We start from the raw sequence: 26,498 nt of genomic DNA, 5'->3' as shown, positions 1-26,498 counted from the left end.
AAGAGTTGATCGATGGAACAGGGCGACATCGAGCAGATGAGCTTCGAGGCGGCGCTGGCCGAGCTCGAGCAGATCGTGCGCAGCCTAGAGCAGGGGCAAGCGCCCCTCGATGAGTCGATCGAGCTTTACCAGCGCGGCGACCGGCTGAAACGGCATTGCGAGGCCCGCCTCAAGGCGGCGCAGGCCCGGATTGAGAAGATTGCACTCGGTCCCGACGGCCAGCCAGAGGGAACGAGCCCGTTCGATGCTGGTTGAGACCGGCGTGTCCGGGGCCGAGCTTCGCTCAGAGGCATCCCGCATCGCCGCGCAGGTCGAAGCGGTTTTTTCCGGATATCTTGTCGGCACCGGCGATGGCCGCGATCGGCTGTTCGAAGCCATGCGCCACGCCGGACTCGGCGGTGGGAAGCGGCTTCGGCCGCTGCTGACCGTTGCCACCGGCCGCCTGTTCGGACTGGCCGAGGACCGGATCGTTCGCGCCGGCGCGGCGATCGAGGCGATTCACGTCTATTCGCTGATCCATGACGATCTTCCGTGCATGGACGATGACGATCTTCGCCGGGGCAAGCCAACCGTTCACCGCGCATTCGACGAATCGACCGCAGTACTGGCAGGCGATTGTTTCCATGATTTGGCGTTCGAGATCATCGCCGACCCGGCCACCCATGAAGACCCATTCGTTCGTGCCGAACTGGTGCTGGAGATGGCGCGTGCCTCGGGACCGCGGGGAATGGCGGGCGGACAGATGCTCGACCTGGTCGCCGAGGGGCAAGCGCTCGACATCGGTTCGATCACGCGATTGCAGCAGCTCAAGACCGGCGCATTGATAGAATTCGCGGTCGAAGCGGCCTGCATCATGGGCCGGCTCCCGCCGGAAGCACGCACCCCATATCGCGGCTACGCTCACGACATCGGTCTCGCCTTCCAGATTGCAGACGACTTGCTCGACCATGCGGGGGACGAAGCTACCGCAGGCAAAAGGCTGCGCAAGGACGAACGCGCGGGCAAGGCAACCTTCGTCTCGCTACTCGGAGAAGACCGCGCCCGGCGGCAGTGCGCGATGCTGGTCAGCCAAGCGATCGAGCATCTTCACGATCATGGGACGGAGGCGGACTTGCTCCGAGCCGTTGCACAATATGTCGAGGAAAGGGACCGTTGATGGCAGCAAGAGAGCGCGTCGGCGTCTACCCAGGAACATTCGACCCAGTCACCCTGGGTCATCTCGATATCATCCGTCGCGGCGTGCATCTGGTCGACCGGTTGGTAATTGGCGTGACGACCAATCCAGCCAAGGAGCCGATGTTTACGGTTGCCGAGCGTTTGGACATTGTCCGACGTGAAGTCGCCGACATCCCTGGCGTTGCGGTAGTCGAGTTCGATTCACTCCTGATGGATTTCGCAGAGGCGCAGGGGGCAAGCCTGATCCTGCGGGGCCTCAGGGCAGTCGCCGATTTCGAATATGAATATCAGATGGCGGGCATGAACCAGCAGCTGAATGACCGGATCGAAACCGTCTTCCTGATGGCTGACGTTTCGCTCCAGCCAATTGCGTCAAGGCTGGTGAAAGAAATTGCGCGCTATGGCGGCGCCATCGACAAGTTCGTGACGCATGCCGTCGCCAACGACGTCGCGGTCAAGCTTGGCCAGAAATAGCGCTGGCATCGGTGGCGGTGCTGCGATAGTCGGTGTGGCCGTTTGGGGGCCGGGGAGTAAGCTATGAACAAGAGCCTGTTTGCGTTGCCTTTTTTGGCCTTTGCGTTGATTGCGGCGAAGCCCGCGCCGACATCTCCGCCCACACCACCAGTGGTACTGGTCACACCAGCCGAGGTTGCTGCCGATCCCGCCAATCGCTGGACACTTGAACTTTCCAACGGCGGCAAGGTCGTAGTGCAACTGAGGCCGGACCTGGCTCCCGGCCATGTCTATCGAATCCAGCTCCTGACGACCCAGGGCTTTTACAACGGCCTTACCTTCCATCGTGTCATCCCCGGCTTCATGGCCCAGGGGGGCGACCCCAAAGGCACGGGGGAGGGCGGATCGACGCTGCCGAACCTGACCGCGGAGTTCAACGACCTGCCGCACTTGCGCGGCGTGACTTCGATGGCCCGGACCGAAGAGCCCAATAGCGCCAACAGCCAGTTCTTCATCATGCTGGCGCCGAAGATGAGCCTGGACCACAAATATAGCGCGTTCGGACGGGTGATAGAGGGAATGGCGACGGTTGACGCGATCGCCGTTGGCGAACCCCCCGCAAATCCGACCCGCATCGCGCGCGCAAGCATTGGCGGACCCCTGCCCGCGCCTCCGGTAATCGCAGCAACGCCAGTCCCCGAAGCGACAAGTGCGCCAGCGCCAGCAGCGGCCTCGCCGCCGACTACGCCGCCCGCTCCGGCTGCGGAGCCGGCACCGGAAGCCGCGCCACCGGTCGAAGGGGTGCCCGACCCCTCGCCAACGGAGCCCGTCCCGCAAGAGGCGCCGCAACCACAATAATGCGCGTCGACCTTTTCGACTTCGACCTTCCTACCGATCGCATCGCCTTACGTCCCGCGCGCCCGCGCGATGCGGCGCGCATGCTGCTCGTGGAAGGAAAGCGCATGTCCGACCGCGGCGTGCTCGACTTGCCGGATATTCTCCGACCCGGCGATGTGCTGGTGTTCAACGACACCAGGGTCATCCCGGCCCAGCTCGAGGGACGGCGGGGCGAAGCAAGCGTCGGCGCGACACTCCATAAACGTGAAGGGCTGAGGAGTTGGTGGGCGTTCGTTCGCAACGCCAAACGGGTCCGTGACGGTGACGTCATCGAGTTTGGGAATCAGGTCAAAGCCAGTGCGGTTTCACGCGACGAGGATGGAGCGATCCTGCTTCACTTTCACGGCGAGGAGCCCGTCGAGCTGCTGCTTGAGCAAGCAGGGCAGATGCCGTTGCCGCCCTACATTGCGAGCAAGCGCGGCACTGACGCGGCCGACAGGGACGATTATCAGACGATGTTTGCGCGGGAATCCGGGGCAGTTGCCGCGCCGACAGCTGCCTTGCACTTTACCGACCGCTTGATTGCGGCACTCGACCGGCGTGGCGTGAAACGAGAGACGCTGACGCTGCATGTCGGTGCGGGCACTTTCCTTCCGGTCAAGGCAGACGATACGATCGATCATCGGATGCATTCGGAATGGGGACGGATCGATCAGGCGGCTGCAGACCGGCTTAATGCCGTGCGCGCCTCGGGAGGCCGGGTAATTGCGGTCGGCACCACATCGCTGCGATTACTGGAAAGCGCTGCAGATGAGGAAGGCACGATTCAGTCCTTCGAAGGCGACACCGCAATCTTCATCACGCCGGGTTATCGATTCCGGGCGGTTGACGGGCTGATGACCAATTTCCACCTGCCCAAGTCGACATTGTTCATGCTGGTATCGGCGCTGATGGGCATCGATGTGATGAAAGCGGCCTACGCCCATGCGATCGAGCAGGGGTACCGCTTCTACAGTTACGGCGATTCCTCGCTGCTGCTACCCGGCTAGACGCTTAGCGCCGCTGTGGCCCTCGGGTTCGCTTCCGGCACACCGCCGAGCCAGTGGCTGAGGTCGCGATCAATCACGCGCGACAGATGAATGACATCATCGCGCATGCGGTCGATGATCGCCTGGCGAAGTTGGGGATCGAGCGGCTCGCGCTTTGCGGATACCTTGTTCCAGTCGAGCAGCCGCTTGCGAACTGCAAAGACAGCGGTGATCGCCCGGCCCTCACCTGCATCCAGCTTCTTCTCGCGAGTGCGGAACTTTTCGCCTGCAAGGACGGTGCGCACGGCTTTCGGCGGACGCTTCAGCAGCCGCTGGAGCCAGCCGATCCGAAACGTCTTGTTGGCGCGCCGTGCGCCGAATTTGGTGCCCGGCCAGGGGTCGAGACCTAGGAAACGGCAAAGTTCGCCATAAGCCCGCTCCGGGTCGCTTGCCAAATCATCGAATAGAACGATGTGGCAACGTTCGCGCCCCACAGCAGCGAGGAACCGGTCGACATGTTTGCCGAGCGCGCCGGCCTCGTCATAGCGCAACCAGCGCGGGTCCATTGCCGAACGGGGAATCGACTTGCCCTGTGCGCGGTCATTGATCTTCGCCCAAGCCTTGGCGAAGTCGGTGATGTTCTCGTCACCGGTCACCAGCAATCGTTGATGGAGCGAGGGAAGCATCGCCAGCGGATCGCGAAGCGCAATGATGAACTTCGCATCGGGCCATCGTTCGAGGATTGGGGCCATTCGCTCAGGCGTATAGAGATAGGTGACCGAGCCTTCAGCACGAAGCTTTTCGGTGCCGCTGCACTGACCGAAAAAGCGCTCAAGATATTCCTCTTCAATCAGCTGGTTGAATTGCTGCTTTCCCAGGCCCTGAAATTCATCGCGGGAAAAGAAATGTGGCTCCTTGACGGCCGAAAAGCAGACTTCCGGATGCTGCTGCAGAAAGCCGGCCAAGGTTGTAGTTCCGCAGCGCGGAGCACCGACAATGAACGCGAAGCGGAAATGATCGGTCAAGGGTAAAGCCTTTGTTTGGCGGGGTCAGGGGGGATTTAGGTCGAGATTGCGGCGGGAGTCAGGCCGTAAAGTATGTCCATAATAGCCTGGCGGTCAGGCCGATCGATAAGATGACCAGCAATGGCCGGATCAGCCGGGCGCCAAAGCGCATCGCGGTATGGCTGCCGATCCAGCCGCCCGCCATTGCCCCCGCGGCCATGCACAGCCCGAGCAACCAGAACATCTTTCCGCCGATCGCGAAAAACAACACGGAGGCGACATTGCTGGTCAGGTTGAACAGCTTGGTTAGCGCGGTCGCCCTAGTCAGTCCCAAACCCCGAAGGCCAACTAGAGTCGCAGTGAAGAAACTGCCCGTTCCCGGTCCGAAGAAACCGTCATATGCGCCGATCGCGGCCCCGACCGGCGCATAGCCGCGAGCGCCAATCCGCTGGTGTGCATCCTCGTCGCTCATTCGAGGGCTGACCAGCACATATAGGGCGACGGCCATGAGGAGCATCGGGATGATTAGCGAAAGCGCCCTGGTATCGATGGTCTGGACCACGATCACCCCCGCAGTCGCCCCGGCGAAAACGAGGCAGATCGTCAGCAAGTTGGCCCGCCAGTCAATCAACCCCGCCCGGGCATAGTTCGAGCAGGCCACTGACGTCCCGAACATCGACTGCAGCTTGTTGGTAGCCAGCGCATTGATCGGCGGTACTCCAGCGGAGAGGAGCGCAGGCATCATGATCAGCCCGCCGCCACCGGCAATAGCGTCGATAAAGCCGGTAAGGACGGCGGTGGCGGTGAGGGCGGCATAGACCCAGGGTTCGATCATGCCGCGAGCCTGTAGCGGCGGCTGCGCCAACCGGCTAGGGAGCGCGCCCAATGACCCGCTTTTCCTTTAGTATCGCTGCCACCGATGGCGCCGCGCGCACTGGTATTATTTCGATGCAGCGCGGAGAAATTCGCACCCCGGCCTTCATGCCGGTCGGCACCGCCGCAACCGTCAAGGCGATGAAACCGGAGAGCGTACGCGCAACCGGGGCCGACATCATTCTCGGCAATACGTATCACTTGATGCTGCGACCTGGCGCGGAGCGGGTGGCGAAGCTGGGCGGGCTACACCGGTTCATGAATTGGGACAGGCCGATCCTGACCGATAGCGGCGGCTACCAGGTGATGAGCCTGTCCGACCTGACGAAAATCACCGAGGAAGGCGTGGCCTTCAAAAGCCACCTCGACGGGTCGCGGCACATGCTCAGCCCGGAACGATCAATGGAGGTTCAGCGGCTACTTGGGTCCGACATTGTCATGGCCTTTGACCAGCTAGTCCCGACCACTTCCACTGATAAGGACCAGCGCGAGGCGATGGAGCGCTCGATGCGCTGGGCGCGGCGTTCTCGCGAGGCGTTCGACCAGGGTGGCGAGCATGCATCTGGGGCTGCGCTGTTCGGGATCCAGCAAGGCGCGCTCGACGATCGGCTCCGCAAGCAGTCTGCCGACGCGCTCATCGACATCGGGTTCGACGGCTATGCGGTCGGCGGGCTGGCCGTCGGCGAGGGGCAGGAGGCAATGCTCGGCTGCCTCGACTTCGCGCCTGGCCAGCTTCCGATAGACAAGCCGCGCTATCTGATGGGCGTCGGCAAGCCCGACGACATCGTGGAGGCGGTCCGGCGCGGGATCGACATGTTCGATTGCGTACTACCGACCCGATCGGGCCGGACCGGCCAGGCTTTCACTGCAGACGGACCGATCAATATCCGCAATGCACGCTTTGCCGAAGACCAGGAGCCTCTGGACCCCGGCTGCGGATGCCCGACCTGCGGGACCTATTCACGCGCCTACGTCCACCACTTGGTAAGATCAGGCGAAATCCTCGGCGCGATGCTGATGACCGACCATAATTTGAGCTTTTACCAGCGGCTGATGCAGGGCTTGCGCGATGCTATCGGCGAGGGCCGTTTCGCGACCCACGCAGCTGAATTCCTCGCCCGCTATCGGCAGGGGAAGAAGGCTGCCTAGACCGCGCTGAACTGGAGGAAACTGGGAACGGGACCGTTCCAGCCGCCGGCCGCATTCTCGCTCCGCTTCGGTTCTACGGTTGTCGCCACCGGCGCATCCCGCACTTCAGGCTCAACTGCGGCAGCCGGAGCCTTCGCCGGCCGCTCGGGCCGGGGCGCCCTTTCACGGGACCGTTCGCGCGATCGGCCGCGGCCCTTGGCCGGCCGTTCCTCACGCGGAGCCTCTTCTTCGACGGTTGCGGCGGCCGGTTGCTCACCGTCACTGCGCGGAAGCTTGATTCCGGTCAGCTTCTCGATCGCCGAAACGGCCTCGTTGTCCTCTCGGGTCGCCAGCGTGATCGCGATGCCCTTGGCACCGGCGCGGCCGGTACGGCCGATGCGGTGGATGTAGTCGTCGGGCTGCCAGGGCACGTCGAAATTAACGACGTGGCTGACTCCCTTGACGTCGAGGCCGCGTGCCGCGACGTCGGAGGCGACGAGGATGGTAATCTCGTCCTTCTTGAACCGGTCGAACTCGGCAATCCGGTCGCTCTGGTCCATATCGCCCTGAATCTGCCCAACCGCGAAGCCGGAGCGCTTGAGGCTGGTGTAAAGCTCGCGAACGGTCGTCTTCTTGTTGCAGAAGATGATGGCGTTCTTGAATTCCTCGCCGCGCAAAATGCTGCGCAGCACGTCGCGCTTCTTGTCGCCGCGAGTGACGACCAGGCGCTGCTCGATATTGACGTTGGCTGTGGCGGGCCGGGCAACCTCGATCGTCTTCGGATCGGTCAGGAACTTGTCGGCCAGCTTCTTGATCGGCGGCGGCATGGTTGCCGAGAACAGCAAGGTCTGGCGCTGTTTCGGCAGCTTGGTGCAGATGTCCTCGATATCGGGGATGAAGCCCATGTCGAGCATCCGGTCGGCTTCGTCGATGACTAGCAGGTTGCAGTCATTGAGCATGATTTTGCCGCGGCTGAACAGGTCCATCAGGCGGCCGGGTGTCGCGATCAATACGTCGACGCCCTTTTCCAGCGCCTTGACCTGGTCGCCCATCTGCACGCCGCCGATCAGCAAGGCCATCGAAAGCTTGTGATATTTGCCGTATTTCTCGAAATTCTCAGCAACCTGGGCCGCGAGTTCACGGGTCGGCTCGAGGATTAGCGAGCGCGGCATGCGCGCCCGGCTGCGGCCTTCGGCGAGGATGTCGATCATTGGCAGCACGAAGCTGGCGGTCTTGCCGGTTCCGGTCTGGGCAATGCCGATCAAGTCCTTTCCCATCAGCACCGACGGGATGGCGCCCTTCTGGATCGGGGTCGGCACATCATAGCCGCTGTCCGCGATGGCGCGCAGCAATTGGTCGGAAAGGCCGAGATCGGCAAAAGGCATTGAATAATCCGGAAAATGAGAATGCGCCCGCGATCCGCGGCGCGCTTGGGCGCGCTACAGGGCAGAGGGGCAAAATGTCAAGGAAGCATCGCGAGCAGGTGGTGCCTCAGTCTGAAATCGCGGGTTATGGAAACTAACACCGTGTTCAGTTTGGCTAACATTTGTCAGCCCGCACCGAGGGGATGCTCTAGCTGGATCGCCGATCATCGCCGTGGGCCTCGGTAACCACCGGCATTGCGATACGAGCCAATGCAAACGTTGCATACAGCATGGCGGTCAGGCTCTAGCGCGGCCGCCGCTACCATGGCGCTCTCTTGCGAATAGAACGGAAGCCATTCCCCCGCTTTCTGATTGCCGCGCCGCTGTCCCTCACCGTGCTTGCAATGGTAACAGTCCGCAGCGTGGACCTTTGCGAGGTAGTGCAAGGTGCTGCGATAGACCCAATGGGTCGGTATCGCATCAGAACTGACCTCCTCGGCCGGATCATCATTTGCCACCTGATTCCTTAGCCTCTCGGCGAGGAATTCACTGGTGCGCTGGACGATTTCATCGACCTCCCAAATGTGATCACTGAGACCGGCGGCCATCGCTGGAGGCATTCTCAACGCCTTATGGACACGGCAGAAGTTGAAATAGAGCGCCCATAGCGCGAGGTGCCGTTTCAGGTTGAGTAGCTTCTTCGAGAACGCGTTCGATTTCCGGCCCAGGCGCTTGATATCCATGCGCAAGTTGAGATTGGTGCGTTCGATGTACGACGTGTGGATGTCCTCATACTTGGGACTTCCAATCAAGGTGACCCGATCAGCTCCGATATATCGCTCGCGTGAGAGCTTTTGGCCCTTTTTGCCCACATCCGAGTATTTCTTGATCATCATGCCGACATCGGCATCTGTGCCGAAGGCGATGGCGGTGGCTTCCTTGCAGGCCGGTAATCCATCTGTGACGATCGTCGGCCGAACTGCAAACCTGCCAAAGGAATCGCGACGCAGCTTGCTCGCTATTGATTTCATAAATCTGGTAGCGTCGTAGACTTCCCGCGTGCCCGGCAGGAAATCCACAATCATCTTGGTGTCCGCATCGACCGCTACGTAGACCCACACGGTCCCCAACCCGGAAGCCACTTCGCCAGTGAGCCGATCAAACCGGTCGCGCGTGCCCACGAAAGTGTGCATCTCGTCAGCTTGAATGCGCGCGCATTCAAGGTCCTTGAGCCCATCAAAGTAGGCAATCGCCATATCCCCAGCGTCTTCAAAGAGCTTCATCACGGTGTTGAAGCTCACTTGATGTTTCCGCTCCGCCGATCGAAGCGAGCCGCCTTCTACTAGGTCGTGAATGATTGCAGCCTGCTTATGCGGGCTCAGCCGGTTCATTGTGGATGTGCCTCCCTGTTTCCGATTCTCGATTCATGGAGACGCATTGCCCGATTTGACACATAGGGTCAAGATTCACGGTTGACTATAAATTGCGAATCGGTAGAACAAAGGGCGAATGGGAGCTCAATTTTGGGACAATTTCGCATTTTCCTCATCGGATGTTCGGAAGGAATGCCGATCCAACTACCGGTCTCATCGCTCGCTCAAATCGAGCGGTTTGCCGGGGCAACTCGGTTTTTGGTCGGAGAACTAATCGACGTGCCGGATGTGGATGGCGTGTGCTCGAACCGGCAAGCACTGATCCCGATTTCGCGGATTCAGATGATCATGGAGGACAATCTGTGACCGACGCGATCAATACGATGCTGCATGCCGGTCGCTGCGAATATGCGGAGTACTCGCCCGGCGAACTCCAAAGGATCAGCGGATTGACCACAGACTTGCAGCGAGTTTGGCGGCGCAGGGGCCAGCTGGTTCCTCACCGTAAATCTGGGCACGCCAAGTTCAGCCCGCTTGAGGTGGTTGAAATCACAATCCGCTACGCTCTTAGTAAGCTCGGCATCCCACCGGGTGAGTGCGAGTTGGACCTATTTGATGCCTTCTCGGGCGCACTATTCCACGCGCTGTTAAACGTGGACGGCGCTTGTGAGGTATTCGGTCCCTCCGAAGATGTTGACTCTTTCCTGGCCGACTTTGCCGAATCAGGCCGAATTGCTCACTACCTCGCGGGAAGCCCGTCCGCCGCCAATTACTTGGTTGTGAACGAGGCACACGAAGTCCGTATCGTCGACGATCCCCAATACGTGTTCGACAAGACAGACCCCTTCCTACTGGTGGTTGATCTGGAGCTAATTGGAGGTCGCCTTGTGGAACGCGGGCGAAAGCCAATTGTGGCGTTCTACCTTCCTGAGCGGAAAGGGACGCGAACCGTCCGCCGACTTACCGGGCTCGGCGCTAACGATTGCTAGACCCCGGATTGTGACTGCCCGAGGTTTCGGGCACCAAGGCCAAGGGTCGAGGGCCGAGGCTAGTCAATCTGACGAGTCCCGGCATCAACAAAAATGCCAAGTACTGAGTGAATGAGGGGGCCTATTGTGTCGCGGCTGACGGACTTAATTGCGGAGACGAAGACTAGAAACGCTGCTCTGGGTCAAGAACTCGAACGGGAGTTCAAGGCGCTGTCGCAGCGTCGTGCCTTCGGGCTGAATTTTGAGCGGCACACACCAGAAACCGTAGAACTTCCTGGCCGCCCGGTCCGCAAAGGCGACAAGGTGCGGATCATGCAACCGCGCCGATCGAGCGCTAAGGGCGACCAGCGCCTCTGGAAGGTGATGGAGCTTGAAGGTAGCGGCACAGCGCGGCAAGCCAAGTTGGGTCTGTTGGCCGGCGAAGAAATCGAAACGCAGACCATTCCCATTGCCGATCTGGTCGTGGTCGCCGAGTTCAAGGATTACATCTACCCGGGCCTTGTTAGCACAGGCAACATACGTCGCGGCGGTAACAAACCATCCCACACTGTAATCAACGGCGAAAACTTCCACGTCCTCGAAGCACTGACCTTTACCCACCGCGGCAAGGTGGATGCGATATACATCGATCCGCCGTACAATACCGGTGCGCGCGACTGGAAATATAACAACGACTACGTCGAGGGTGACGATCTCTATCGCCATTCCAAGTGGCTTGCCATGATGGAGCGCCGCCTACTGGTGGCCCGTCAACTTCTCAAACCGGAAAACTCGGTATTGATCGTCACGATCGATGAGAAGGAGTATCTGCGACTAGGATTGCTGCTTGAGCAGACCTTCCCAGATGGGACCATCCAAATGGTTAGTAGCGTAATCAGTCCCAAGGGGTCTGCTCGGCGCGGGCTATTTTCACGAACAGATGAATATATCTTTTTTGTGTTGATGGGTGCTGCCTACGTCGGCTCGGCTTCATCAGACATGCTACGAGATGCCGCGCCAAAGTCTTCAGCTGTCCGCTGGAAATCATTGCTTCGATCCGCAGGCAACGGGCTTCGCACAGCGCGACCAAATCTCTTCTATCCATTGTATTTCAGCAGGGCGGATGGAAAGTTTGTGGGCGCGGGCCAGGTCCTTCCCAAGGACGCCGCTATTGAGAGTTCGCTTCCACCGGAAGGTGCCGTGGCAGTCTGGCCGCTTGGGAACGATGGAAGAGAGCTGACATGGTCCCTTAGTCGCGAAACCATGCTTGCCAATTTTTCGAAGGGCTATGTTCGGTTCGGCCCTTGGGATGGGAGCAGTCGAACCCCCTATTACCTCACGAGTGGCCAGATAAAAGACATTGAAGGAGGCGGCGGACAGTTCTCAACTTCGGGCTGGGATGACGATGGAGCGCTTATACTTTCTTATGGGGATATTGGCCGCCAATACCAACCTCTCACTGTCTGGAATCAAGTTTCGCATTCAGCGACCGAACACGGTACCGGCGTTCTCAAATCCTTGCTTCCCGGTCGCAATTTCCCATTCCCAAAATCGCTATATGCTGTCGAAGACGCGTTGCGGTTCTTCGTGTCCGACAAGCCTGATGCTGTGATCCTCGACTTCTTCGCTGGGTCCGGCACGACAGCACATGCTGTGATGCGACTAAACCGCCAGGACGGCGGTCGACGGCAGTGCATTTCAGTCACCAATAACGAGGTCGGTGCTGATGAGGACAAGCGATTGCGCGCAAAGGGCCTACGTCCCAACGATCCTGATTGGGAGAAGTGGGGCATCTGCGACTACATCACCAAGCCGCGTATCGGGGCGGCCATCTCGGGTCAGACACCGAACGGTCAGTCAATTCAGGGGGACTACAAGTTCAATGATGTGTTCCCCATGGCAGAGGGTTTCGAGGAGAACGCAGAGTACTTCACGCTGACTTATGAAACGCCCGTCGCTATCAGCCATAACCGGGCCTTCGAGCGTATCGCCCCCCTTTTATGGCTCCGTGCCGGGAGTGAAGGTCGGCGGATCGAAAGGCTACCCGGCCGGGGTTGGGAAGTAGCTGATACCTATGGACTGCTGACTCAACTCGATGATGCAGGCCCCTTTGTAGAAGCAGTAGCGAATGCCGGAGGTATCCGCGTGGCGTACATCGTCACCGACGATGAACGGCGGTTTCAGGCCGTTGTTCGGCAGCTTCCTAGCACTGTTGAGCCGGTGCGGCTCTATGAGAGCTACTTTACCAATTTTCGCTTTTCGACGGTGCGTTGACCGATGAAGTTCACGCTTAAGGATTACCAGGACGACGCCGTCCGCGAAGTTCTCGAACGCCTGAAAAGAGCGCGCAAACGCTGGCACGACGACGGCGACAAGCACGCCTTCTCCCTCTCGGCAACGACCGGATCGGGCAAAACCGTGATGGCCGCTGCTGTGATCGAAGCATTATTTTTTGGGAATGATGATTTCGACTTCGAAGCCGATCCGGGAGCCGCGGTCATCTGGTTCTCTGACGATCCATCACTGAACGAGCAGTCAAAATGGCGCCTACAACAAGCTTCCGACAAGCTGACCGTATCTGATCTGGTCACGGTGGAAAGCACCTTTGGGCGCGAGCGGTTTGAAGCCGGGAAAGTCTATTTTCTCAACACCCAGAAGTTGGGGAAAAACAGCCTGCTGGTCCGTGGCCATGATCCAAGTGATGCATCCATCGAAAAGGATGACCGGCAGGTACCGATAATGCCGGACATGCGATCGCACACCATATGGGATACGATCCGCAACACCGTCGAGGACCCAGACCTTACGCTTTATCTCGTCTTGGACGAGGCTCACCGCGGCATGCGCGACGGCGGCCTTGTAACAGTCACCGGTCGGCCGACGATAGTGCGGCAGTTGATCAATGGTACCGGATCCGTTCCGGGCATTCCCGTCGTTTGGGGAATCTCAGCGACCGTTCAACGGTTTAACGCTGCGATGGAGGGGATGACTGGGCACGACACCCTACGTCCGGTCATCGTCGATTCGAAGTTGGTGCAGGATTCGGGCCTAATTAAAGACACGGTTGACCTCGACTATCCCAAGGAGGTCGGTGACTTCGCTACCAGTTTGTTGAAGCGAGCCACGATCAAGCTCAGCGATATTTCCAAGGCGTGGGCGACGTATGCGAAGCAGCAGCACGATGTGGATACGGTGCTGCCGCTAATGGTGCTGCAAGTGCCGAATTCGCCCGATCACAACGAGATTGCGACTTGGCTGGACGTCGTATTTGAGACCTGGCCTGAGCTTTCTCAGGATTGCATTGCCAATGTGTTTGGAGAACATCGTACGGAGACGTTCGGGAAATACTCTGTACCCTACATCGCACCGGAACGGGTGCAGGAATCGGACTGGGTTCGCATACTCCTTGCCAAAGATGCGATCAGCACGGGATGGGACTGTCCGCGTGCAGAGGTGATGGTTTCTTTCCGGGCTGCCACTGACAAGACACACATCACGCAATTGTTGGGCCGAATGGTACGCACGCCGCTGGCTCGGCGCATCCCGGGTAACGATCGCCTGAATGCGGTCGATTGCCTCCTTCCCCGATTCAACAAGGATGCGGTCAACGCGGTTGTCAGCACCCTGATGAATGGTGGCGAAGCGGGTGATGACCTGCCTATGCGCCGGGTACTGATCAACCCGATCGAGGTCTTGCCTAATAGCGAAATCCCGGCTGGTGTCTGGAACAAGCTGCTTTCGCTCCCCTCCCAAGCCTTGCCCAAAAAACAGGCCCGCCCTGCAAAACGGTTGACTGCATTGGCGCACGAACTGTCCGTGGATGGACTGCTGCCCGGTGCAGGGCTCAAAGCCCATGCTGAGATGCATAAGGTTCTTGACCGAGCGCAGGCCCGGCTGGCTGACCGGATCAAAGAAGCGCGAGAGGCTGTGCTGACAGTCGAAGGCTCAACACTCACCGCCAACACCCAAACGCAGACCAAGACGTTCAACGACTTCGTGATGAAGGCTGACTATGCCGTAATTGAGGACGCCTACAAGCGGGCAGGCCGCGTGATCAGCCCCGATCTTGCCCGGACATATGCTGAACACCTGGCCAGTCAGGACAAGGAAGCGGAAGATGACGACGAGGCGCTCATCGACGCCCACACTACGATAGCTGCGCTGGGCCTCATCGGCAGCATCAAGGAGGAATTAGAGACGGCGGCGGAAGTGCTATCGAAGCAATGGCTAGCCGAGTACCGGGAGTCGATCAGGGTACTGACCGACGAGCGGCAGGAAGCATACCGCGAAATCAGGGAAATGAGCGCCGATCCCGTGGATGTCGATCTAGCGCGGCCGAACGCCTGGCTACAGCCGACAACTGCAAAGGAAGCGAACGGCACCGAAGTCGCCCTGCCGAGATACGAACGACACCTGCTATGCGATCCTGAGGGAAAATTCCCAGATGAGTTGAACAAGTGGGAGCGAGCCGTACTTGAGGCAGAAATGAAGCTTGGCGATCGGGTGGCTTGGTATCGCAACCCGGCGCGCGCGAGCCAAGAATCCCTTGGCATTGTCTACGATGACGATGGGGAATCAAAAATTGTGCGGCCGGATTTCGTATTCTTCTCGGCCACTGACGGGGGTGGAATCGTTGCCGATATTGTTGATCCCCATGGGCATCATTTGGCCGACGCACTCCCCAAGCTAAGAGGCTTAGCCCGATATGCGGCTGCGAATGGTTCGGTTTATCGCAGGATAGAGGCGGTGTCGGAGATCGACGGGAAATATCGGATGCTTGATTTGACCAATGATGAGGTCCGAGATGCCATCGCATCGGCAGCCAGCGCCAAGTCAGTCTACCTCGGGGCCATGGGGCGCGACTATGATGGCTAGGCGCTCTCAAAACGCCTCAACGCTAGCCGCCAGAATGTTAGCGAAACTAAACAACCGTTAGTTTCCATAACACCCCATTTCAAACTGAGGCACCACCCGCGAGCAAGTTGTCCGAGAGAAAGCCAAGTATGGTGCTTCGCGCGCAGGTAATCCGAGCGCGATCGGGCACCGTGCTCAGCGTTTGACCTGCTTATACTGCGGCACCAGCATCTTGAACTTCTCGATCCGGCAGCTTCCGCCGATCCGCGAATGGATCGTTTCCCGCTTCGCGCAAATAAATTCATCATCGGGTTGCAGGTAGAATCGGCCGTAAAAATCGAGGGCAGGACAATCATTGTCCATCAGCGCCCGGACTCGTTGCCGGTTGCGCATTAGGAAGTCGATCGACGATGGCCCAGACAGGACTGCCCCCGCGATGCGGTTGGCAGGGAGGCATTTCGGCCCCTTCTTCTCGACCCATTCGATCGGTCGAGACAGGCGCGGCCGGATCGGGATCCGCAGAATCACTTCATCGCGAATGATCACGCGGCGCACGACCTGGTCTTCGGCGGGCGCTTGCGCAGCCGCGCCGAACAGGGCGGGGAAAAGGCCAAAAAAAGCCAATAGGGTCATGCTGAAAGAACCATTGCGGCAAGGCGGTCTAGCGGCAAGCGTTGAATGGATGATGAACTCATCGGCGGCGACTGTCCGCGTGCAAATTTACAAGCCCCGCAAACGCCTTGCACTTGGCTGGTCCTGCCACTAGAGGCGGGCGCGCAGTTTTCCGCGAGGCAGGCCGACGGATTGATTCCAGGGCCAGTCCGCCCCTTCTTTGGAGTCGATCCTATGGCGAGCCAAGCGCCGAACATGTTGCCGCTTCTCTATAACGGCCTGGAGGCGCTCAACCGCAATCTCCATGCCAATTACAAGGTTCGCCGCCTGAACGGTCTCGACCGGGTGGCGTCGACGCACGCCATCCCGGTGACCGTGGACGAATTCGCAATGATACAGCGCCACTTCCCGATCGTCTTCTCCGCCGGCGAATCTCCGGTGCCGATCGCTCTGATGGGCTTGCACGAAGGCACCAACACCTTCTTCGATGAGAAGGGGGTTGCACGCGAAGGCAATGTCTATTTGCCCGCCTATCTCCGCCGTTTCCCGTTCGTGCTGGCTCGCCTGCGCGAGGATAGCGATGAGCTGTCCCTGTGTTTCGATCCGACCTCCGGCGCCGTAGGCGAGTTCAGTGAGGGAGAGCCGCTCTTCGAGGGCGAGAATCCGTCGGAAGCGACCAATGCCATTCTTCAGTTCTGCGAGCAGTTCGAGCAGGCAGGTCAGCGCACGCAGTTCTTTATGAACGAGCTCAAGGAAGCGGGCCTCCTCATGGAAGGAGAGGTCGCGATCCAGCCGGAAGGCTCCGAGCAGCCATTCATTTATCGCGGCTTCCAGATGGTCGACGAAGAAAAGTTCCGAAACCTTCGCGGCGACGAGCTGCGCAAGCTGAACCAGAACGGCGCCCTTCCGCTGATCATGGCCCATCTTTTCTCCCTGTCGGTGATCCGCGAAATCTTCGCGCGCCAGGTCCAGCAGGGGACCGGACCCATCGCCGCGCCGCAGCCGGTACCTGCCGAGGCGTGACGCGCATGAGGCGGAGCGTTGCTCCGCGGGATTGAAATGGCGCGGCGGTCACCCACATCGGATCATTGCCGCGCCGTTTTTTTGCCTGTTTCCCCTTCAGTCGAAAAAGCGACCGGCGCGCACCTTCTGGTGCGTTCCTCCCTGACTTCCGGCCATCCCGGCGCCAATGCCGGGGTGGCCGCTTTTTTATTCGGCGGCCTCGCGCAGGCCACGAACGCAAAGCGCGTCACCGAGCTTTGTCGCCAGGACCTCAATTAGCGAAGCAATTCGGTCGAACCCAGGTCCGGCCGTCCGTCCATCCGATTCGAGATAAAGCGACCGGTCGATCTCCAGCTGAAGCGCGTGGATGCCATTCCGCGGCGTTCCGTGCCGGGCAACGATCGCCCCACCAGCATAGGGGTCGTTGAGCGCCGCGCGAAAGCCGGCGGCCCTCACGATCCGAAATGCTTCCGCGCTGACCCAGGCCGAGGAGGTGGTGCCGTGGCGGTCTCCAATGACGATATTGGCTTGGCCGCTCGGCCGGACGGGCATGGAATGACAGTCGAGCAGCAACGCTTCACCATGCATGCTCCGCAGCGCTTCCAGCCCGTCGGCGAGCGATTGATGGTAGGGGCGATGGATCTCATCGATCCGGCAATAAAGCTCCGTCCGGTCGATTGGCCGTCGCCATAGCGCGCCATGGCGATGCGTGCGTGAGGGCACCAGGCCGAGCCCGTGCCGGGCACGCTGTCCCACCGGGGCCGGGCTGACTCCGGCAATTGCCGCTGGATCGACCTCCGTCTCGTCGCGATTGCAGTCGATTACGGCGCGCGGCACCGGCTGGACGACCGCACCGGTCCCTGCAGCGATCGCCCGCCATGCCAGCCGATCTACCAGCGGGTCTTCCAGCGTCTCCAGCGCCCGACGGCCCTGCGCCGCGTTGGCAAGAACTGCGGTTTCATAGTCCCGCCCGGAATGGGGCACCGACAACAGCACTGGCAGTGCGCCGCGCGATGCATGGATTATCGGGGAAGGATAGCGGCTCATGTGCAACAGGGATGAGACTAGTCGTACCATTTGCGGACAGCAATCTGCATAAGGAACGGCAAGCGCTGGAAAATCTTTACGCATGCGAGCATAGAGAGGTCACGATGATCAGGATCCTTCTTGCCGAAGACGATACGTCGATGCGCGAATATCTGCAGCGCGCTCTGCAGCGTGTCGGCTATGAAGTTGAATCCGTCGGCTGCGGTACCGAGGCGATGCCATTGCTCGAGGCCGGCAAATACGACCTGCTCCTGACCGACATCGTCATGCCGGAAATGGACGGGATCGAGCTGGCTCAGAAGGCCAGCGCAATCGATCCGGCCATCCGGGTGATGTTCATCACGGGCTTCGCCGCGGTCGCGCTTCAGGGCGGCCGGACCGCACCGGAAGCGAAGCTGCTGTCGAAGCCTTTCCATTTGAAAGACCTTGTGGCCGAGGTCGATCGGCTGTTTCAGTCCGAAGACCAGCACGGGCGGCTATAGTCCGCCTTTAACCCCTTGCGATAAGCGGATCGGCCCCTTAAAGGCCCCCTTCAGAGTGGGCGTGTAGCTCAGTGGTAGAGCACTGTGTTGACATCGCAGGGGTCGCAAGTTCAATCCTTGCCACGCCCACCATTATTTTCCCGTAAGAACAGCTATTTAGGGATTGAATTTGCTTCCCTGCCGCGGGGGGAAGTGGGTCAGGCCGATTTGGCCGCGGAGATACCCCAGCTGTTCTTTTCCGCAGGGTGCATCATCACGGCGCCGCTGTCGCCAACAGTGAAGCTGTCCGTGTGCCCGAAGCCTTTGCCGTAATCGAGCACGGACACATATTTGCAGGCGGCGCACATCAGCGCCGCTTCGGACTCGTCCGGTACTCCGAAGTCGGCGAGGTTAGGGTGCCGCTGCGTAAGCAGCCGCCACGCATGGGTCCGTTGGTCGGCATCCGTCACTTCCCACGCGTTGGCGCCGGCAAAGACGGCCTTGAGGCTTTGGAAGTCCCTCGGTTCGTCGCCGACCGCAATGGAGACGCGGTCATCGCGCTGGATGTTGGCCAATTTCTGGCTCGATCGGAAAATCATGAAATAGAGAAGCAACCCGTCATTGGCGTAGCCAACGATCGTGGTCTGCGGCCATCCATCGGGACGAAGCGTCGAAATAGCCATAAGCCGATGCGATTCCAGTATTTTGACGGCTGATTGTTCCATCTGGTCCTCAAGTCATGAAACGGAATTGCGCGCCTCGGCTATGCGCAATCAATGCGCTTTGTCAGGATCGTGAGGTTCGTGTCATCAGTGCAAGGACGTCCGGTAAACCCCATTTCCTCTTCGAGCGCGATAGTGGACCGATTGTCGCTAAACACGACGGTGTGGAGTTCCTTGATCCCGCGCGCCTTCGCGTAATCGCAGGCGTGCTGAAGCATTGCCCATCCGACACCCCGGTCCTTAAGGTCGGAGCGGACCGAAACCGCCACTTCAGCGCCGCCGCCTGAATCATCGGCGGCAATCATGGCCGTGGCGGCCAGCTTGCCATCGCTGGCGTCGAAGGCAAGCAGGCTCTCCGTTTCTGTATGGTCGACGTCGACAAGCTGCTGAACCAGCCCCGGGCCGATTGACTTGATGGAGCTGAGAAACCGGTAGCGAAGATCGTCGGGGGTTACCCGCCGATAAAATTCGCCAACGTCTGCCTGGTCCTGGAGCGAGGCTGGTCGAACATTCAGCTTCAGGCCCGATCGGGTTGTGAGCTCGGCGCTCCATTCGGGCAGCATCAATGGTTTTCCACTGATCTCCACGGTATCTCTCCTTTCAAGCGCACGGCCCAATCATAGTCTTGTTGGCGCAACCGGGCTGCAACGTCATTCCGTAGATGTCCCTATTGGGAGAACTCCGGAGTGAAATGCGCCACGAGCATTGGTATGCCGACTGGCCTATGCGCCGACTTTATTGCGTCGAGCGCCCTTCTTTGCCTTTTTCGCCTTGGGTACATTGACGGTCAAAACCCCGCGCTTGAACTTGGTCTTGATCGCTTGGCCCGCATCGACTGAAGGTAGCTCAATGAAGCGTTCGAAGGCACCATAGCTTCGCTCGGACAAGCGATAGCCTCGCTCCTTCTGGCTTCGCCGCTCCCTCTTTTCTCCGGCAATGCGCAGGATGCCCCTGTCGAAGGTGACGTCCACATTATCGGGCTCAATTCCCGGCAGCTCAGCGGTGATCTTATAGGATTTGTCGGTCTCGCTCATCTCGATCGCCGGAGCGGCAAAGTGGAGGCGCGCGAACTCGAGACCCGGCAGGCCCAGCGGAAAGCTTTCGAAGAGCCGGTTCACCTCATTTCGCAATTGCGTAAACGGCTCGATGAGCTGCTCGCTAAAATCCGGTGCCTGGCGCTTTGCTACGGCCGGCGAGCGAGTTGGTTTCTCTTTGACGTCCATGAACTTACTCCTTTCAGAGCTTGGCTCTTAGGCTGCCGGGATATCGCAATCCGATACGCAATCTTCCTGATGGCTGCTCGCTGCCGGTTTGCAGGCGGGGGCCATCAAAAGCCGTCTAGGTAGCATTACGAACTGCACAGCTGATCATTTCCGCCGATCCTGCCCGAAGGAAGGAGATCGTCATGCGGAATATCAGTCCGGCGAAAGCTGCCATTTCCGTAGGCTTGGTGATTGCTCTTTATCACTTGGCGTGGGTCATCCTGGTCGCGGCAGGGCTGGCAAAGCCGTTCATGGACTTCGTGCTGCGCCTTCACTTTATCAAATTCGACTTTGCGATGGCGCCGTTCGACCTTGGCACTGCTGCGGCACTCCTGGCGCTGACCTTTTCGATAGGGGCGGCCTTTGGGCTGGTGTTTGCGCTCGTATGGAACTGGCTTGCGCGCAGGGCCGAAGGCGTGGCCAATTGACGCGCCCGGCCAGCATAGTTGCCGACAGAGGATGACCGCTTAAGTCAGGCCGTCCGTTCAGCTTTCCTGGGCAGCGAATGCAAGGCGAAGCGCCTCCGAGAGGCTGCGGACTTCCAGCTTCGTCATCAGGTTGGCGCGATGAATCTCGACCGTGCGCGGGCTAATGCCCAGGTCGTAGGCAATGGTCTTGTTAGGCAAGCCATTGGCGAGGCCGTCGAGCACTTCACGTTCACGCGGCGTGAGAACGTGCAGCCTTATCTGCGCTTCATTGGCGCGATCGCGACCGGTTTCGGACTTCTGCAGCGAACTGAACCCCAGTTCGATTGCTGCAAGGAGAACTGCCTTCTCGAATGGTTTTTCGATGAAGTCGATCGCCCCGGCTTTCATTGCCCGGACCGACAGCGGCACGTCGCCATGTCCGGTCATGATGATGACGGGGAGGATCACTCCTTGGTCCCGAAGGGCTTGTTGCACCTCCAGCCCGTCCATACCCGCCATTCGAATGTCGAGGAGAATGCAGCCTGCCTCAAGCGCTTTGACGTCTTTCAGAAGTTCCGTGCCGGATTCATAACTCTTCACCCGATACCCGGACGTCTTGAGCATGAAACCCACCGATCGCCGGACCGATTCATCGTCGTCAACCAGGTGAACCAATTTCCCTTCGCTCATTCCTCTGCTCCAGCTGTGGGAATTGTAAAGCGGAACGCCGTGCCCCCCGCGGCCACGGGTTCGAACCAGATTCGGCCGCCATGATCTTCGACGATGGTGCGGCAGAGTGAGAGGCCGATACCCATTCCTGTCTTCTTCGTCGTGATGAATGGTTGAAACAGGTGGCTGGCAATTTCGTCGCTGATGCCGCTGCCCGTGTCGACAACGCTGACGGTCACAAAGCCTTTCGGTTTGCACTCGGTTTGAACGGTGAGCGAACGGAATGGACTGTCCAGCATCGCATCAATGGCATTGCGGATGAGGTTGGTGAGAACCTGCTGAATCTGGATGCGGTCGACGAAGACGCTGTCAGCAATTGAATCCAGTCTAAGTTGAACCTCGATCCCATGCTCTCTCGATCCAACCAGCGCCAATGCATTGGCTTCGGTGACGAGGCGCGAAAGGCTTTCGACGCGGCGCTCGGCGTCCCCATGGCTTATAAAGTCGCGCAACCGTCGAACAATTTGCCCGGCACGAACCGCTTCCTTGGCGGCGTCTTCCAACGCCTCGCGCACAATTTCGGTCGTCTCCTCGTCGAGTTCGCGGGCAAGCAATTCGCGCGCGCCTTCGCAATAGTTTGCAATTGCCGTCAGCGGTTGGTTGAGCTCATGAGCGAGTGACGACGCAAGCGTTCCCATTTCACTGACCCGGCCAACATGCGCCAACTCGGATTGAAGGTCCTGCAGCCTGGACTCAGCCTCCTGGCGATGAGTGATGTCATGGATGAAGCCGGTGAAAATTCGCTTTTCGCCGAGCCAGGCTTCGCCGATCGATAATTCGATGGGGAAGGTGTAGCCGTCTCGGTGCCGGGCGGTTGTTACTCGGCCAATGCCGATAATCTTGCGCTCGCCGGTTTGGCGGTAATTGGCGAGATACCCATCATGCCGTTCGCGGTCCGGCGACGGCATCAACATCTCCACATTTTCTCCGACAACTTCGGTTTCCAGGTATCCGAACATCTTTTCGGCGGCCGCGCTGAACGAGAGAATAATGCCGAGCTCGTCGATAACGACCATCGCGTCCGGCACGGTGGCCAGAATGGAGCGAAGGTGGGCCTCGCTCTCGTCAAAACCAATCGGTCCGGAATTGCCCGCCTCGTCCATCCGCCGACTTGATAGCATCAGTTCGTGAAATGACTATCGCGTGCGCGGCGGGGAGGTGTCGAGCTGCTTGACGCTTGTCACTCGGAACCGGGAAGGAACGCCGTCGGGTCCTTCGACCGTTACTTCACCTCCAAGATGGAGAGCCTCCGAGCGCAGCCGGAAAATCGCTTCGCCGGCGTCGCGGTCATAGCAGAGCAGCCAATGCCCATCGGCCCGGACGACCTTTCCATATTCATCGGGCTCTGACGACCAGAAACGCCGCACGGTTGCGCGCGTGGGGTAACGCTCAATTTCGACAGCATCGATTTCCCCGCTCTCGTTCACCGGCACCTGCAGCAGGTATGACCGCCCAGGAGAGCCCTTAGGAAAGCCGGGGGTTGGAGCCAGTTCTAGCCTGACCTTTTTCCAGTATAATGGACACATACGGCATTACTGCCAAACATGGGCGGGAACACAGAATACGCAATGTTACGGAATGCGCTGGCGGGTCACTAGGACCAGACTATCCATTCGGATTGCCAACCCTGCATTGAGGCCGACCATTGCTGACCCAACTCTCTCTAGCCAGTGTGATGGTGCTGATTACGGTACTTGTGCACCTTACCGGACTGGCGATCCTCGTGCGCGTTCTCCGCTCGCACCATAAGCTGGTTCGCCCCTTGAGGGGATCTCCCCTGGCGCTACTCCTTGGCGCCTCCCTCGGCATCTTTGCGATCCACACGATCGAAATCTGGCTCTATGCATTGCTCTACGTCTGGATTGGCGCGAGCCATCATTTCGAGCAGGCGCTGTACTTTTCAACGGTAACCTACGCGACGATTGGTTACGGGGACCTGATTTTGTCCAAGGATTGGCGGATCCTTGGAGCAATTGAAGGCACTACCGGGATTATCATGCTCGGCTGGTCAACCGCGTTTCTCGTTTCGTTGCTCGCGCAGCTGCGACTTTTGGCACATGATTGGCTGACCCCCGATCTGTTCGAAACAGATCGAAGGGAATCGTCACAAGAGAATAAGAAGTAAGGAAATTCGCCAAGCAATTTCAGAGAAGGCATAAGGACTATTCCCTATGAAGATTGCCAAGAAGGAAGCCTAATCTGAGATTTGAGGATTTATCATCGGAGCGCCGATATGCGATCGAATATTGGAAAGGCATCGCGAATGCTTTTCGGATTGACGCTGTTCGCATCGATCGCTGCATGCACGACTGCAACGCCATATCAGCCGTATCGGCCCGAGTCCGTTAGCGGCGTGCACGGCGGATATTCCGACCAGCGGATTGCAGCCGACCAATATAGGGTGCGCTTTCACGGCAACGAACTCACTTCGCGAGAACGCGTCGAAGGCTATCTGCTCTATCGGGCAGCAGAATTGTCGCTGCAGCAGGGTTATGACTGGTTCACGATCCTGGACCGCCATACCGAGCACGACGTCCAAACCTATGTCGCGCCCGACCCACTGTACCGGCCTTATTATGGCAGCGGCTACGGTTACTGGCGCCCCTACTGGCGCTACTACGATCGGCGTAATGGCTGGGATGTGTGGTATCCCGAATGGGGCACGTCCTTTTGGTATGACCGGGTGGACGTAACCAGGATCGAATCATTCGAGGCGGATGCGGAGATTCAATTGCATCACGGACCGTTCCCCGTCGGTGAGCCGCGCGCGTTTGACGCTCGCAAGGTGATCAGCGATCTTGGACCTACAATAGAGCTGCCGAGGAAGCCGTGATAATTGGATACGCAGCATTACCTATTTCGCCAGTGAGCATTTTGGCCGAATTTCAATATTAAGGTCTTCCGGAAAGCGAATGACTCCCCCAGCCCCGCCAACCGGAAGACCTGACTTTAACGGGTCAGCCGCATCGGCGGCCGAGCGGACTCCGAAATGGAGGAACCTGTGGAGACCGTGCTGAAGCCAACGCAAAGATCAAATCGTGCGCTGTTCATCGGCGGAGGCGGGGTTGCCATTATCCTGCTGGCCGCCCGGGCTGCATTCATGCCAACTGACAAGGGTTGGTCCGACGCTGACTTGGTCGCCACGCTGCTCGTATTTGCAGGACTAATCGAGCTTGCTGCAGGCGCGGCGCGCGACAAAGCTAAGGTGCTCGCAATGCTCGCTGGCGCGATATCACTGACGGCTGGCTTGATGCTGGCCGCAGAGCCTAGCGCTTCTCTTGTAAGGGTAACCTACCTTATCATTGCGTGGCTCGGCCTGCGGAGCTTGGTTCTCTTCAGCTCTGGCTTGTTGGCCAATGGTTTCGTCCAAGGCTGGACGATCCTTTCGGCGGCAACCGATTTGATCCTGGCCATAATGATCCTGACCGGATTGGCCGCGGCGGCCGCTCCAATTGCTTTCTTTGGGCCAACAACCGCCGTGATCAGCAGCTTTGTCTGGGTTTTGGCGCTAAGTTTCGTTGCCACGGGAACATATCTAATAGGGGTCGCGTACGCCGTTCAAAGGCGTCTCTGATTGGCAATGCCGATCTTCAACCAACCCCAAGGCGGCTGCGTGAAGTAACCGCAGCTTGCGAGGCAATTAAAGGCAGGCTTCGAGATAGGGTTGGTCGAATCCGTACTGCTTGGCTTTTTCGAGGGAATATGGGCGAAGGCCCATGGAGCGATATTCGCCGACGATTTTGCCGTCTGCCGTCTCGTCGAGATATTCGAAACGGAACAGTTCCTGGGTAACGATGACGTCGCCCTCCATCCCGATCACCTCGGTAATATTGGTCGTGCGGCGCGAGCCGTCGCGAAGACGCTTTACCTGGACGATCAGGTCGACCGAGTCCGCGATCTGGCGGCTGATCGCCTCCTTCGGGATCTTGATTTCGCCCATCATGACCATGTTTTCCATACGCGCCAGGCACTCGCGCGGGCTGTTCGAGTGGAGCGTCGCCATCGATCCGTCGTGACCCGTGTTCATCGCCGCCAGAAGGTCGAAACACTCCTGGCCGCGAATTTCGCCCAGGATGATGCGGTCCGGGCGCATACGCAGTGCGTTGATGACCAGGTCGCGAATGGTGATCGCACCCTGACCCTCAAGGTTCGGCGGGCGGGTTTCAAGCGGCAGCCAGTGCGGCTGCTGCAACCGAAGTTCGGCCGCGTCTTCGATTGTGATTACGCGCTCGCCCGGGTCGATCATTTTCGACATGGCGTTGAGCATCGTCGTCTTGCCCGAGCCGGTACCGCCAGAGATGACGACATTCATGCGGCTGGCACCGGCGATCTTCAGCACCGTCGCCATTTTCTCCGACATCGAGCCGAAGCCGCGCATCATGTCGAGCGTGATCGGCTTTTCGGAGAATTTACGAATGGAGATAGCGGTGCCGCGCAGCGACAGCGGCGGAATGATGACGTTGACGCGGCTGCCGTCCTGAAGGCGGGCGTCGGCAAGCGGGGTGGTCTGGTCGACGCGGCGGCCGACCTTGTTGACGATGCGCTGCGCGATCTGGAACAAATGTTCCTCGTCGCGGAACTGGATCTTGGCGAGCTCGAGCTTGCCCTTGCGCTCGACGAATGTCTGGTCGGGTCCGTTGACCATGATATCGCTGACTGCCGGGTCGGACAGTAGTTCTTCAAGCGGACCAAGGCCGAGCAGTTCGTCGACCAGCACTTTTTCCAGCGCGAACTGCTCACGGCGATTGAGGTTGATTTTAAGCTCGGTGAGGACCTCACCGATGATCGGGCGAAATTCCTCGGCCAGCTCTTCCTTGCCGAGCGTCGCTGCCGCTTCCGGATCGACGCGCTCGAGCAGGCGGGGAAGCACCTGTTCCTTGATGCGGTGGACCGAGGCTTCGAAGCCCTCGCTTTTCGACGATGCAGCCTCACCGCTGGCGTTCTGGCGGTGGTTGAGGCGGTCCATCGCGCCGACTGGCGGTCCAGCGGGGCTTGCCTCAGTGTCCGGAGACTCCGGCTCTTCTGGAAGGTCCTCAACCGGCGGGAATTGTTCGCCACCGGCAGGAGCTGCTCCGCCTTTCATGGGACGAGCGACGCCGAAACTCGGACGCTGCCCCGCGCCGCCGAGACCGTTACGCTTGCCGAATGCGTTCATAACCCATGAATCCCAATGCTATCCCGCAGAAAACCAATATGGT

28 protein-coding genes and 1 tRNA gene are annotated in these 26,498 nt (G+C 59.4%); 16 read left to right on the top strand and 13 right to left on the bottom strand.

The annotated features are described in order from the left end of the window. Positions 1-12: 12 nt before the first annotated feature. The 5 genes from LVY65_RS05670 to queA all read left to right on the top strand — a co-directional run bounded on the left by LVY65_RS05670 (position 13) and on the right by queA (position 3,515). On the top strand, positions 13-255 hold the full coding sequence (locus LVY65_RS05670) for an exodeoxyribonuclease VII small subunit (protein ID WP_235067013.1): 243 nt from the start codon (positions 13-15) through the stop codon (positions 253-255). Next, positions 245-1,156 carry a polyprenyl synthetase family protein gene (locus tag LVY65_RS05665; protein WP_235067012.1) on the top strand — a complete coding sequence of 304 codons (912 nt, stop codon included), beginning with the start codon at positions 245-247 and terminating at the stop codon, positions 1,154-1,156. Before LVY65_RS05670 ends, LVY65_RS05665 begins: the two co-directional genes overlap by 11 nt. Beyond that, the gene (gene coaD / locus LVY65_RS05660; protein ID WP_235067011.1) at positions 1,156-1,650 is read left to right on the top strand and encodes a pantetheine-phosphate adenylyltransferase; all 495 of its coding nucleotides are present in this window, start codon (positions 1,156-1,158) and stop codon (positions 1,648-1,650) included. Before LVY65_RS05665 ends, coaD begins: the two co-directional genes overlap by 1 nt. A gap of 63 nt (positions 1,651-1,713) precedes the next feature. After that, positions 1,714-2,487 (top strand): peptidylprolyl isomerase, encoded by a 774-nt coding sequence (locus LVY65_RS05655; RefSeq protein ID WP_235067010.1) that lies wholly within the window; start codon positions 1,714-1,716, stop codon positions 2,485-2,487. Continuing rightward, positions 2,487-3,515, top strand: a complete 1,029-nt coding sequence (gene queA / locus LVY65_RS05650) for a tRNA preQ1(34) S-adenosylmethionine ribosyltransferase-isomerase QueA (protein WP_235067009.1) — start codon at positions 2,487-2,489, stop codon at positions 3,513-3,515. Before LVY65_RS05655 ends, queA begins: the two co-directional genes overlap by 1 nt. Here queA and LVY65_RS05645 read toward each other — a convergent pair. Both LVY65_RS05645 and LVY65_RS05640 read right to left on the bottom strand, forming a co-directional pair. Continuing rightward, positions 3,512-4,519, bottom strand: a complete 1,008-nt coding sequence (locus LVY65_RS05645) for a sulfotransferase family protein (protein ID WP_235067008.1) — start codon at positions 4,517-4,519, stop codon at positions 3,512-3,514. The genes queA and LVY65_RS05645 overlap by 4 nt on opposite strands. Before the next feature lie 58 nt (positions 4,520-4,577). After that, positions 4,578-5,333: a TSUP family transporter gene (locus tag LVY65_RS05640; RefSeq protein WP_235067007.1), complete on the bottom strand. Its 756-nt coding sequence runs from the start codon at positions 5,331-5,333 to the stop codon at positions 4,578-4,580. Between the two features lie 50 nt (positions 5,334-5,383). Between LVY65_RS05640 and tgt the strand changes: the two genes are divergently transcribed. Next, positions 5,384-6,520: a tRNA guanosine(34) transglycosylase Tgt gene (tgt, locus tag LVY65_RS05635; protein ID WP_235067006.1), complete on the top strand. Its 1,137-nt coding sequence runs from the start codon at positions 5,384-5,386 to the stop codon at positions 6,518-6,520. On the opposite strand, the gene LVY65_RS05630 is transcribed toward tgt, so the two are convergent. Both LVY65_RS05630 and LVY65_RS05625 read right to left on the bottom strand, forming a co-directional pair. Continuing rightward, positions 6,517-7,884: a DEAD/DEAH box helicase gene (locus tag LVY65_RS05630; RefSeq protein WP_235067005.1), complete on the bottom strand. Its 1,368-nt coding sequence runs from the start codon at positions 7,882-7,884 to the stop codon at positions 6,517-6,519. The genes tgt and LVY65_RS05630 overlap by 4 nt on opposite strands. 203 nt (positions 7,885-8,087) lie before the next feature. Beyond that, on the bottom strand, positions 8,088-9,254 hold the full coding sequence (locus tag LVY65_RS05625; RefSeq protein WP_235067004.1) for an IS1 family transposase: 1,167 nt from the start codon (positions 9,252-9,254) through the stop codon (positions 8,088-8,090). A gap of 344 nt (positions 9,255-9,598) precedes the next feature. Here LVY65_RS05625 and LVY65_RS05620 point away from each other — a divergent pair, with 344 nt between their 5' ends. From LVY65_RS05620 to LVY65_RS05610, 3 genes are all read left to right on the top strand, one after another. Beyond that, positions 9,599-10,225, top strand: a complete 627-nt coding sequence (locus tag LVY65_RS05620; protein WP_235067003.1) for a MerR family transcriptional regulator — start codon at positions 9,599-9,601, stop codon at positions 10,223-10,225. Between the two features lie 126 nt (positions 10,226-10,351). Beyond that, on the top strand, positions 10,352-12,478 hold the full coding sequence (locus LVY65_RS05615) for a site-specific DNA-methyltransferase (protein WP_235067002.1): 2,127 nt from the start codon (positions 10,352-10,354) through the stop codon (positions 12,476-12,478). 3 nt (positions 12,479-12,481) lie between these two features. After that, on the top strand, positions 12,482-15,079 hold the full coding sequence (locus tag LVY65_RS05610) for a DEAD/DEAH box helicase (RefSeq protein ID WP_235067001.1): 2,598 nt from the start codon (positions 12,482-12,484) through the stop codon (positions 15,077-15,079). 174 nt (positions 15,080-15,253) lie between these two features. Here the strand turns inward: LVY65_RS05610 and LVY65_RS05605 are convergent, their stop codons facing one another. Then, positions 15,254-15,691: a hypothetical protein gene (locus LVY65_RS05605; RefSeq protein ID WP_235067000.1), complete on the bottom strand. Its 438-nt coding sequence runs from the start codon at positions 15,689-15,691 to the stop codon at positions 15,254-15,256. A gap of 213 nt (positions 15,692-15,904) precedes the next feature. On the opposite strand from LVY65_RS05605, the gene LVY65_RS05600 reads away from it, so the two are divergent. Then, entirely contained in the window at positions 15,905-16,693 is a 789-nt protein-coding gene (locus LVY65_RS05600; RefSeq protein ID WP_235066999.1) for a SapC family protein, read from the top strand. Positions 16,694-16,879: 186 nt separating this feature from the next. Here the strand turns inward: LVY65_RS05600 and LVY65_RS05595 are convergent, their stop codons facing one another. After that, positions 16,880-17,719, bottom strand: a complete 840-nt coding sequence (locus LVY65_RS05595) for an N-formylglutamate amidohydrolase (protein WP_235066998.1) — start codon at positions 17,717-17,719, stop codon at positions 16,880-16,882. 104 nt (positions 17,720-17,823) lie between these two features. On the opposite strand from LVY65_RS05595, the gene cpdR reads away from it, so the two are divergent. Both cpdR and LVY65_RS05585 read left to right on the top strand, forming a co-directional pair. Next, on the top strand, positions 17,824-18,201 hold the full coding sequence (cpdR, locus tag LVY65_RS05590; RefSeq protein ID WP_235066997.1) for a cell cycle two-component system response regulator CpdR: 378 nt from the start codon (positions 17,824-17,826) through the stop codon (positions 18,199-18,201). Positions 18,202-18,258: 57 nt separating this feature from the next. Then, positions 18,259-18,333: transfer RNA gene (locus LVY65_RS05585), tRNA-Val, on the top strand. A 65-nt stretch (positions 18,334-18,398) separates the two neighbouring features. Here LVY65_RS05585 and LVY65_RS05580 read toward each other — a convergent pair. The 3 genes from LVY65_RS05580 to LVY65_RS05570 form a co-directional block, all read right to left on the bottom strand. Further along, positions 18,399-18,905, bottom strand: a complete 507-nt coding sequence (locus tag LVY65_RS05580; protein ID WP_268828577.1) for a pyridoxamine 5'-phosphate oxidase family protein — start codon at positions 18,903-18,905, stop codon at positions 18,399-18,401. Between the two features lie 38 nt (positions 18,906-18,943). Continuing rightward, the gene (locus LVY65_RS05575; protein ID WP_235066995.1) at positions 18,944-19,489 is read right to left on the bottom strand and encodes a GNAT family N-acetyltransferase; all 546 of its coding nucleotides are present in this window, start codon (positions 19,487-19,489) and stop codon (positions 18,944-18,946) included. A gap of 135 nt (positions 19,490-19,624) precedes the next feature. Then, positions 19,625-20,125 (bottom strand): Hsp20/alpha crystallin family protein, encoded by a 501-nt coding sequence (locus tag LVY65_RS05570; protein ID WP_235066994.1) that lies wholly within the window; start codon positions 20,123-20,125, stop codon positions 19,625-19,627. Between the two features lie 182 nt (positions 20,126-20,307). On the opposite strand from LVY65_RS05570, the gene LVY65_RS05565 reads away from it, so the two are divergent. Continuing rightward, on the top strand, positions 20,308-20,592 hold the full coding sequence (locus LVY65_RS05565; protein ID WP_235066993.1) for a hypothetical protein: 285 nt from the start codon (positions 20,308-20,310) through the stop codon (positions 20,590-20,592). Positions 20,593-20,649: 57 nt separating this feature from the next. Here LVY65_RS05565 and fixJ read toward each other — a convergent pair whose 3' ends face one another. From fixJ to LVY65_RS05550, 3 genes are read right to left on the bottom strand one after another with little or no spacing between them, the layout of a single operon-like run. Further along, complete coding sequence (gene fixJ / locus LVY65_RS05560) at positions 20,650-21,261, bottom strand: response regulator FixJ (protein WP_235066992.1); 612 nt, start codon at positions 21,259-21,261, stop codon at positions 20,650-20,652. Continuing rightward, positions 21,258-22,403: a sensor histidine kinase gene (locus LVY65_RS05555; protein ID WP_235066991.1), complete on the bottom strand. Its 1,146-nt coding sequence runs from the start codon at positions 22,401-22,403 to the stop codon at positions 21,258-21,260. Before LVY65_RS05555 ends, fixJ begins: the two co-directional genes overlap by 4 nt. Before the next feature lie 33 nt (positions 22,404-22,436). Next, entirely contained in the window at positions 22,437-22,727 is a 291-nt protein-coding gene (locus tag LVY65_RS05550) for a sortase family protein (RefSeq protein WP_235066990.1), read from the bottom strand. Positions 22,728-22,945: 218 nt separating this feature from the next. Between LVY65_RS05550 and LVY65_RS05545 the strand changes: the two genes are divergently transcribed. From LVY65_RS05545 to LVY65_RS05535, 3 genes are all read left to right on the top strand, one after another. Continuing rightward, positions 22,946-23,425, top strand: coding sequence for a potassium channel family protein (locus LVY65_RS05545; protein WP_235066989.1), 480 nt, complete (start codon positions 22,946-22,948; stop codon positions 23,423-23,425). Between the two features lie 138 nt (positions 23,426-23,563). Further along, on the top strand, positions 23,564-24,133 hold the full coding sequence (locus tag LVY65_RS05540) for a CC0125/CC1285 family lipoprotein (protein WP_235066988.1): 570 nt from the start codon (positions 23,564-23,566) through the stop codon (positions 24,131-24,133). Positions 24,134-24,289: 156 nt separating this feature from the next. Then, a complete protein-coding gene (locus tag LVY65_RS05535) occupies positions 24,290-24,874 on the top strand; it encodes a hypothetical protein (protein WP_235066987.1) in 585 nt (194 codons plus the stop codon). A gap of 66 nt (positions 24,875-24,940) precedes the next feature. Here LVY65_RS05535 and LVY65_RS05530 read toward each other — a convergent pair whose 3' ends face one another. Beyond that, positions 24,941-26,455, bottom strand: a complete 1,515-nt coding sequence (locus LVY65_RS05530) for a CpaF family protein (protein ID WP_235066986.1) — start codon at positions 26,453-26,455, stop codon at positions 24,941-24,943. Between the last annotated feature and the right edge of the window lie 43 nt (positions 26,456-26,498).

Origin of the sequence: Sphingomonas cremea (assembly GCF_021502585.1) — a bacterium.
GTDB lineage: Bacteria > Pseudomonadota > Alphaproteobacteria > Sphingomonadales > Sphingomonadaceae > Sphingomicrobium > Sphingomicrobium cremea.
The sequence above is the reverse complement of the archived record's forward strand: the minus strand, read 5'-3'. Positions and strand labels throughout refer to the sequence as shown.

Coding starts and splice junctions, on each gene's coding strand:
- LVY65_RS05670 (WP_235067013.1), top strand. CDS start 13: ATGGAACAGGGCGACATCGAGCAGATGAGCTTCGAGGCGGCGCTGGCC.
- LVY65_RS05665 (WP_235067012.1), top strand. CDS start 245: ATGCTGGTTGAGACCGGCGTGTCCGGGGCCGAGCTTCGCTCAGAGGCA.
- coaD (WP_235067011.1), top strand. CDS start 1,156: ATGGCAGCAAGAGAGCGCGTCGGCGTCTACCCAGGAACATTCGACCCA.
- LVY65_RS05655 (WP_235067010.1), top strand. CDS start 1,714: ATGAACAAGAGCCTGTTTGCGTTGCCTTTTTTGGCCTTTGCGTTGATT.
- queA (WP_235067009.1), top strand. CDS start 2,487: ATGCGCGTCGACCTTTTCGACTTCGACCTTCCTACCGATCGCATCGCC.
- LVY65_RS05640 (WP_235067007.1), bottom strand. CDS start 5,333: ATGATCGAACCCTGGGTCTATGCCGCCCTCACCGCCACCGCCGTCCTT.
- tgt (WP_235067006.1), top strand. CDS start 5,384: ATGACCCGCTTTTCCTTTAGTATCGCTGCCACCGATGGCGCCGCGCGC.
- LVY65_RS05630 (WP_235067005.1), bottom strand. CDS start 7,884: ATGCCTTTTGCCGATCTCGGCCTTTCCGACCAATTGCTGCGCGCCATC.
- LVY65_RS05625 (WP_235067004.1), bottom strand. CDS start 9,254: ATGAACCGGCTGAGCCCGCATAAGCAGGCTGCAATCATTCACGACCTA.
- LVY65_RS05610 (WP_235067001.1), top strand. CDS start 12,482: ATGAAGTTCACGCTTAAGGATTACCAGGACGACGCCGTCCGCGAAGTT.
- LVY65_RS05605 (WP_235067000.1), bottom strand. CDS start 15,691: ATGACCCTATTGGCTTTTTTTGGCCTTTTCCCCGCCCTGTTCGGCGCG.
- LVY65_RS05600 (WP_235066999.1), top strand. CDS start 15,905: ATGGCGAGCCAAGCGCCGAACATGTTGCCGCTTCTCTATAACGGCCTG.
- LVY65_RS05595 (WP_235066998.1), bottom strand. CDS start 17,719: ATGAGCCGCTATCCTTCCCCGATAATCCATGCATCGCGCGGCGCACTG.
- cpdR (WP_235066997.1), top strand. CDS start 17,824: ATGATCAGGATCCTTCTTGCCGAAGACGATACGTCGATGCGCGAATAT.
- LVY65_RS05580 (WP_268828577.1), bottom strand. CDS start 18,905: ATGGAACAATCAGCCGTCAAAATACTGGAATCGCATCGGCTTATGGCT.
- LVY65_RS05570 (WP_235066994.1), bottom strand. CDS start 20,125: ATGGACGTCAAAGAGAAACCAACTCGCTCGCCGGCCGTAGCAAAGCGC.
- LVY65_RS05565 (WP_235066993.1), top strand. CDS start 20,308: ATGCGGAATATCAGTCCGGCGAAAGCTGCCATTTCCGTAGGCTTGGTG.
- fixJ (WP_235066992.1), bottom strand. CDS start 21,261: ATGAGCGAAGGGAAATTGGTTCACCTGGTTGACGACGATGAATCGGTC.
- LVY65_RS05555 (WP_235066991.1), bottom strand. CDS start 22,403: ATGGACGAGGCGGGCAATTCCGGACCGATTGGTTTTGACGAGAGCGAG.
- LVY65_RS05540 (WP_235066988.1), top strand. CDS start 23,564: ATGCTTTTCGGATTGACGCTGTTCGCATCGATCGCTGCATGCACGACT.
- LVY65_RS05535 (WP_235066987.1), top strand. CDS start 24,290: ATGGAGGAACCTGTGGAGACCGTGCTGAAGCCAACGCAAAGATCAAAT.
- LVY65_RS05530 (WP_235066986.1), bottom strand. CDS start 26,455: ATGAACGCATTCGGCAAGCGTAACGGTCTCGGCGGCGCGGGGCAGCGT.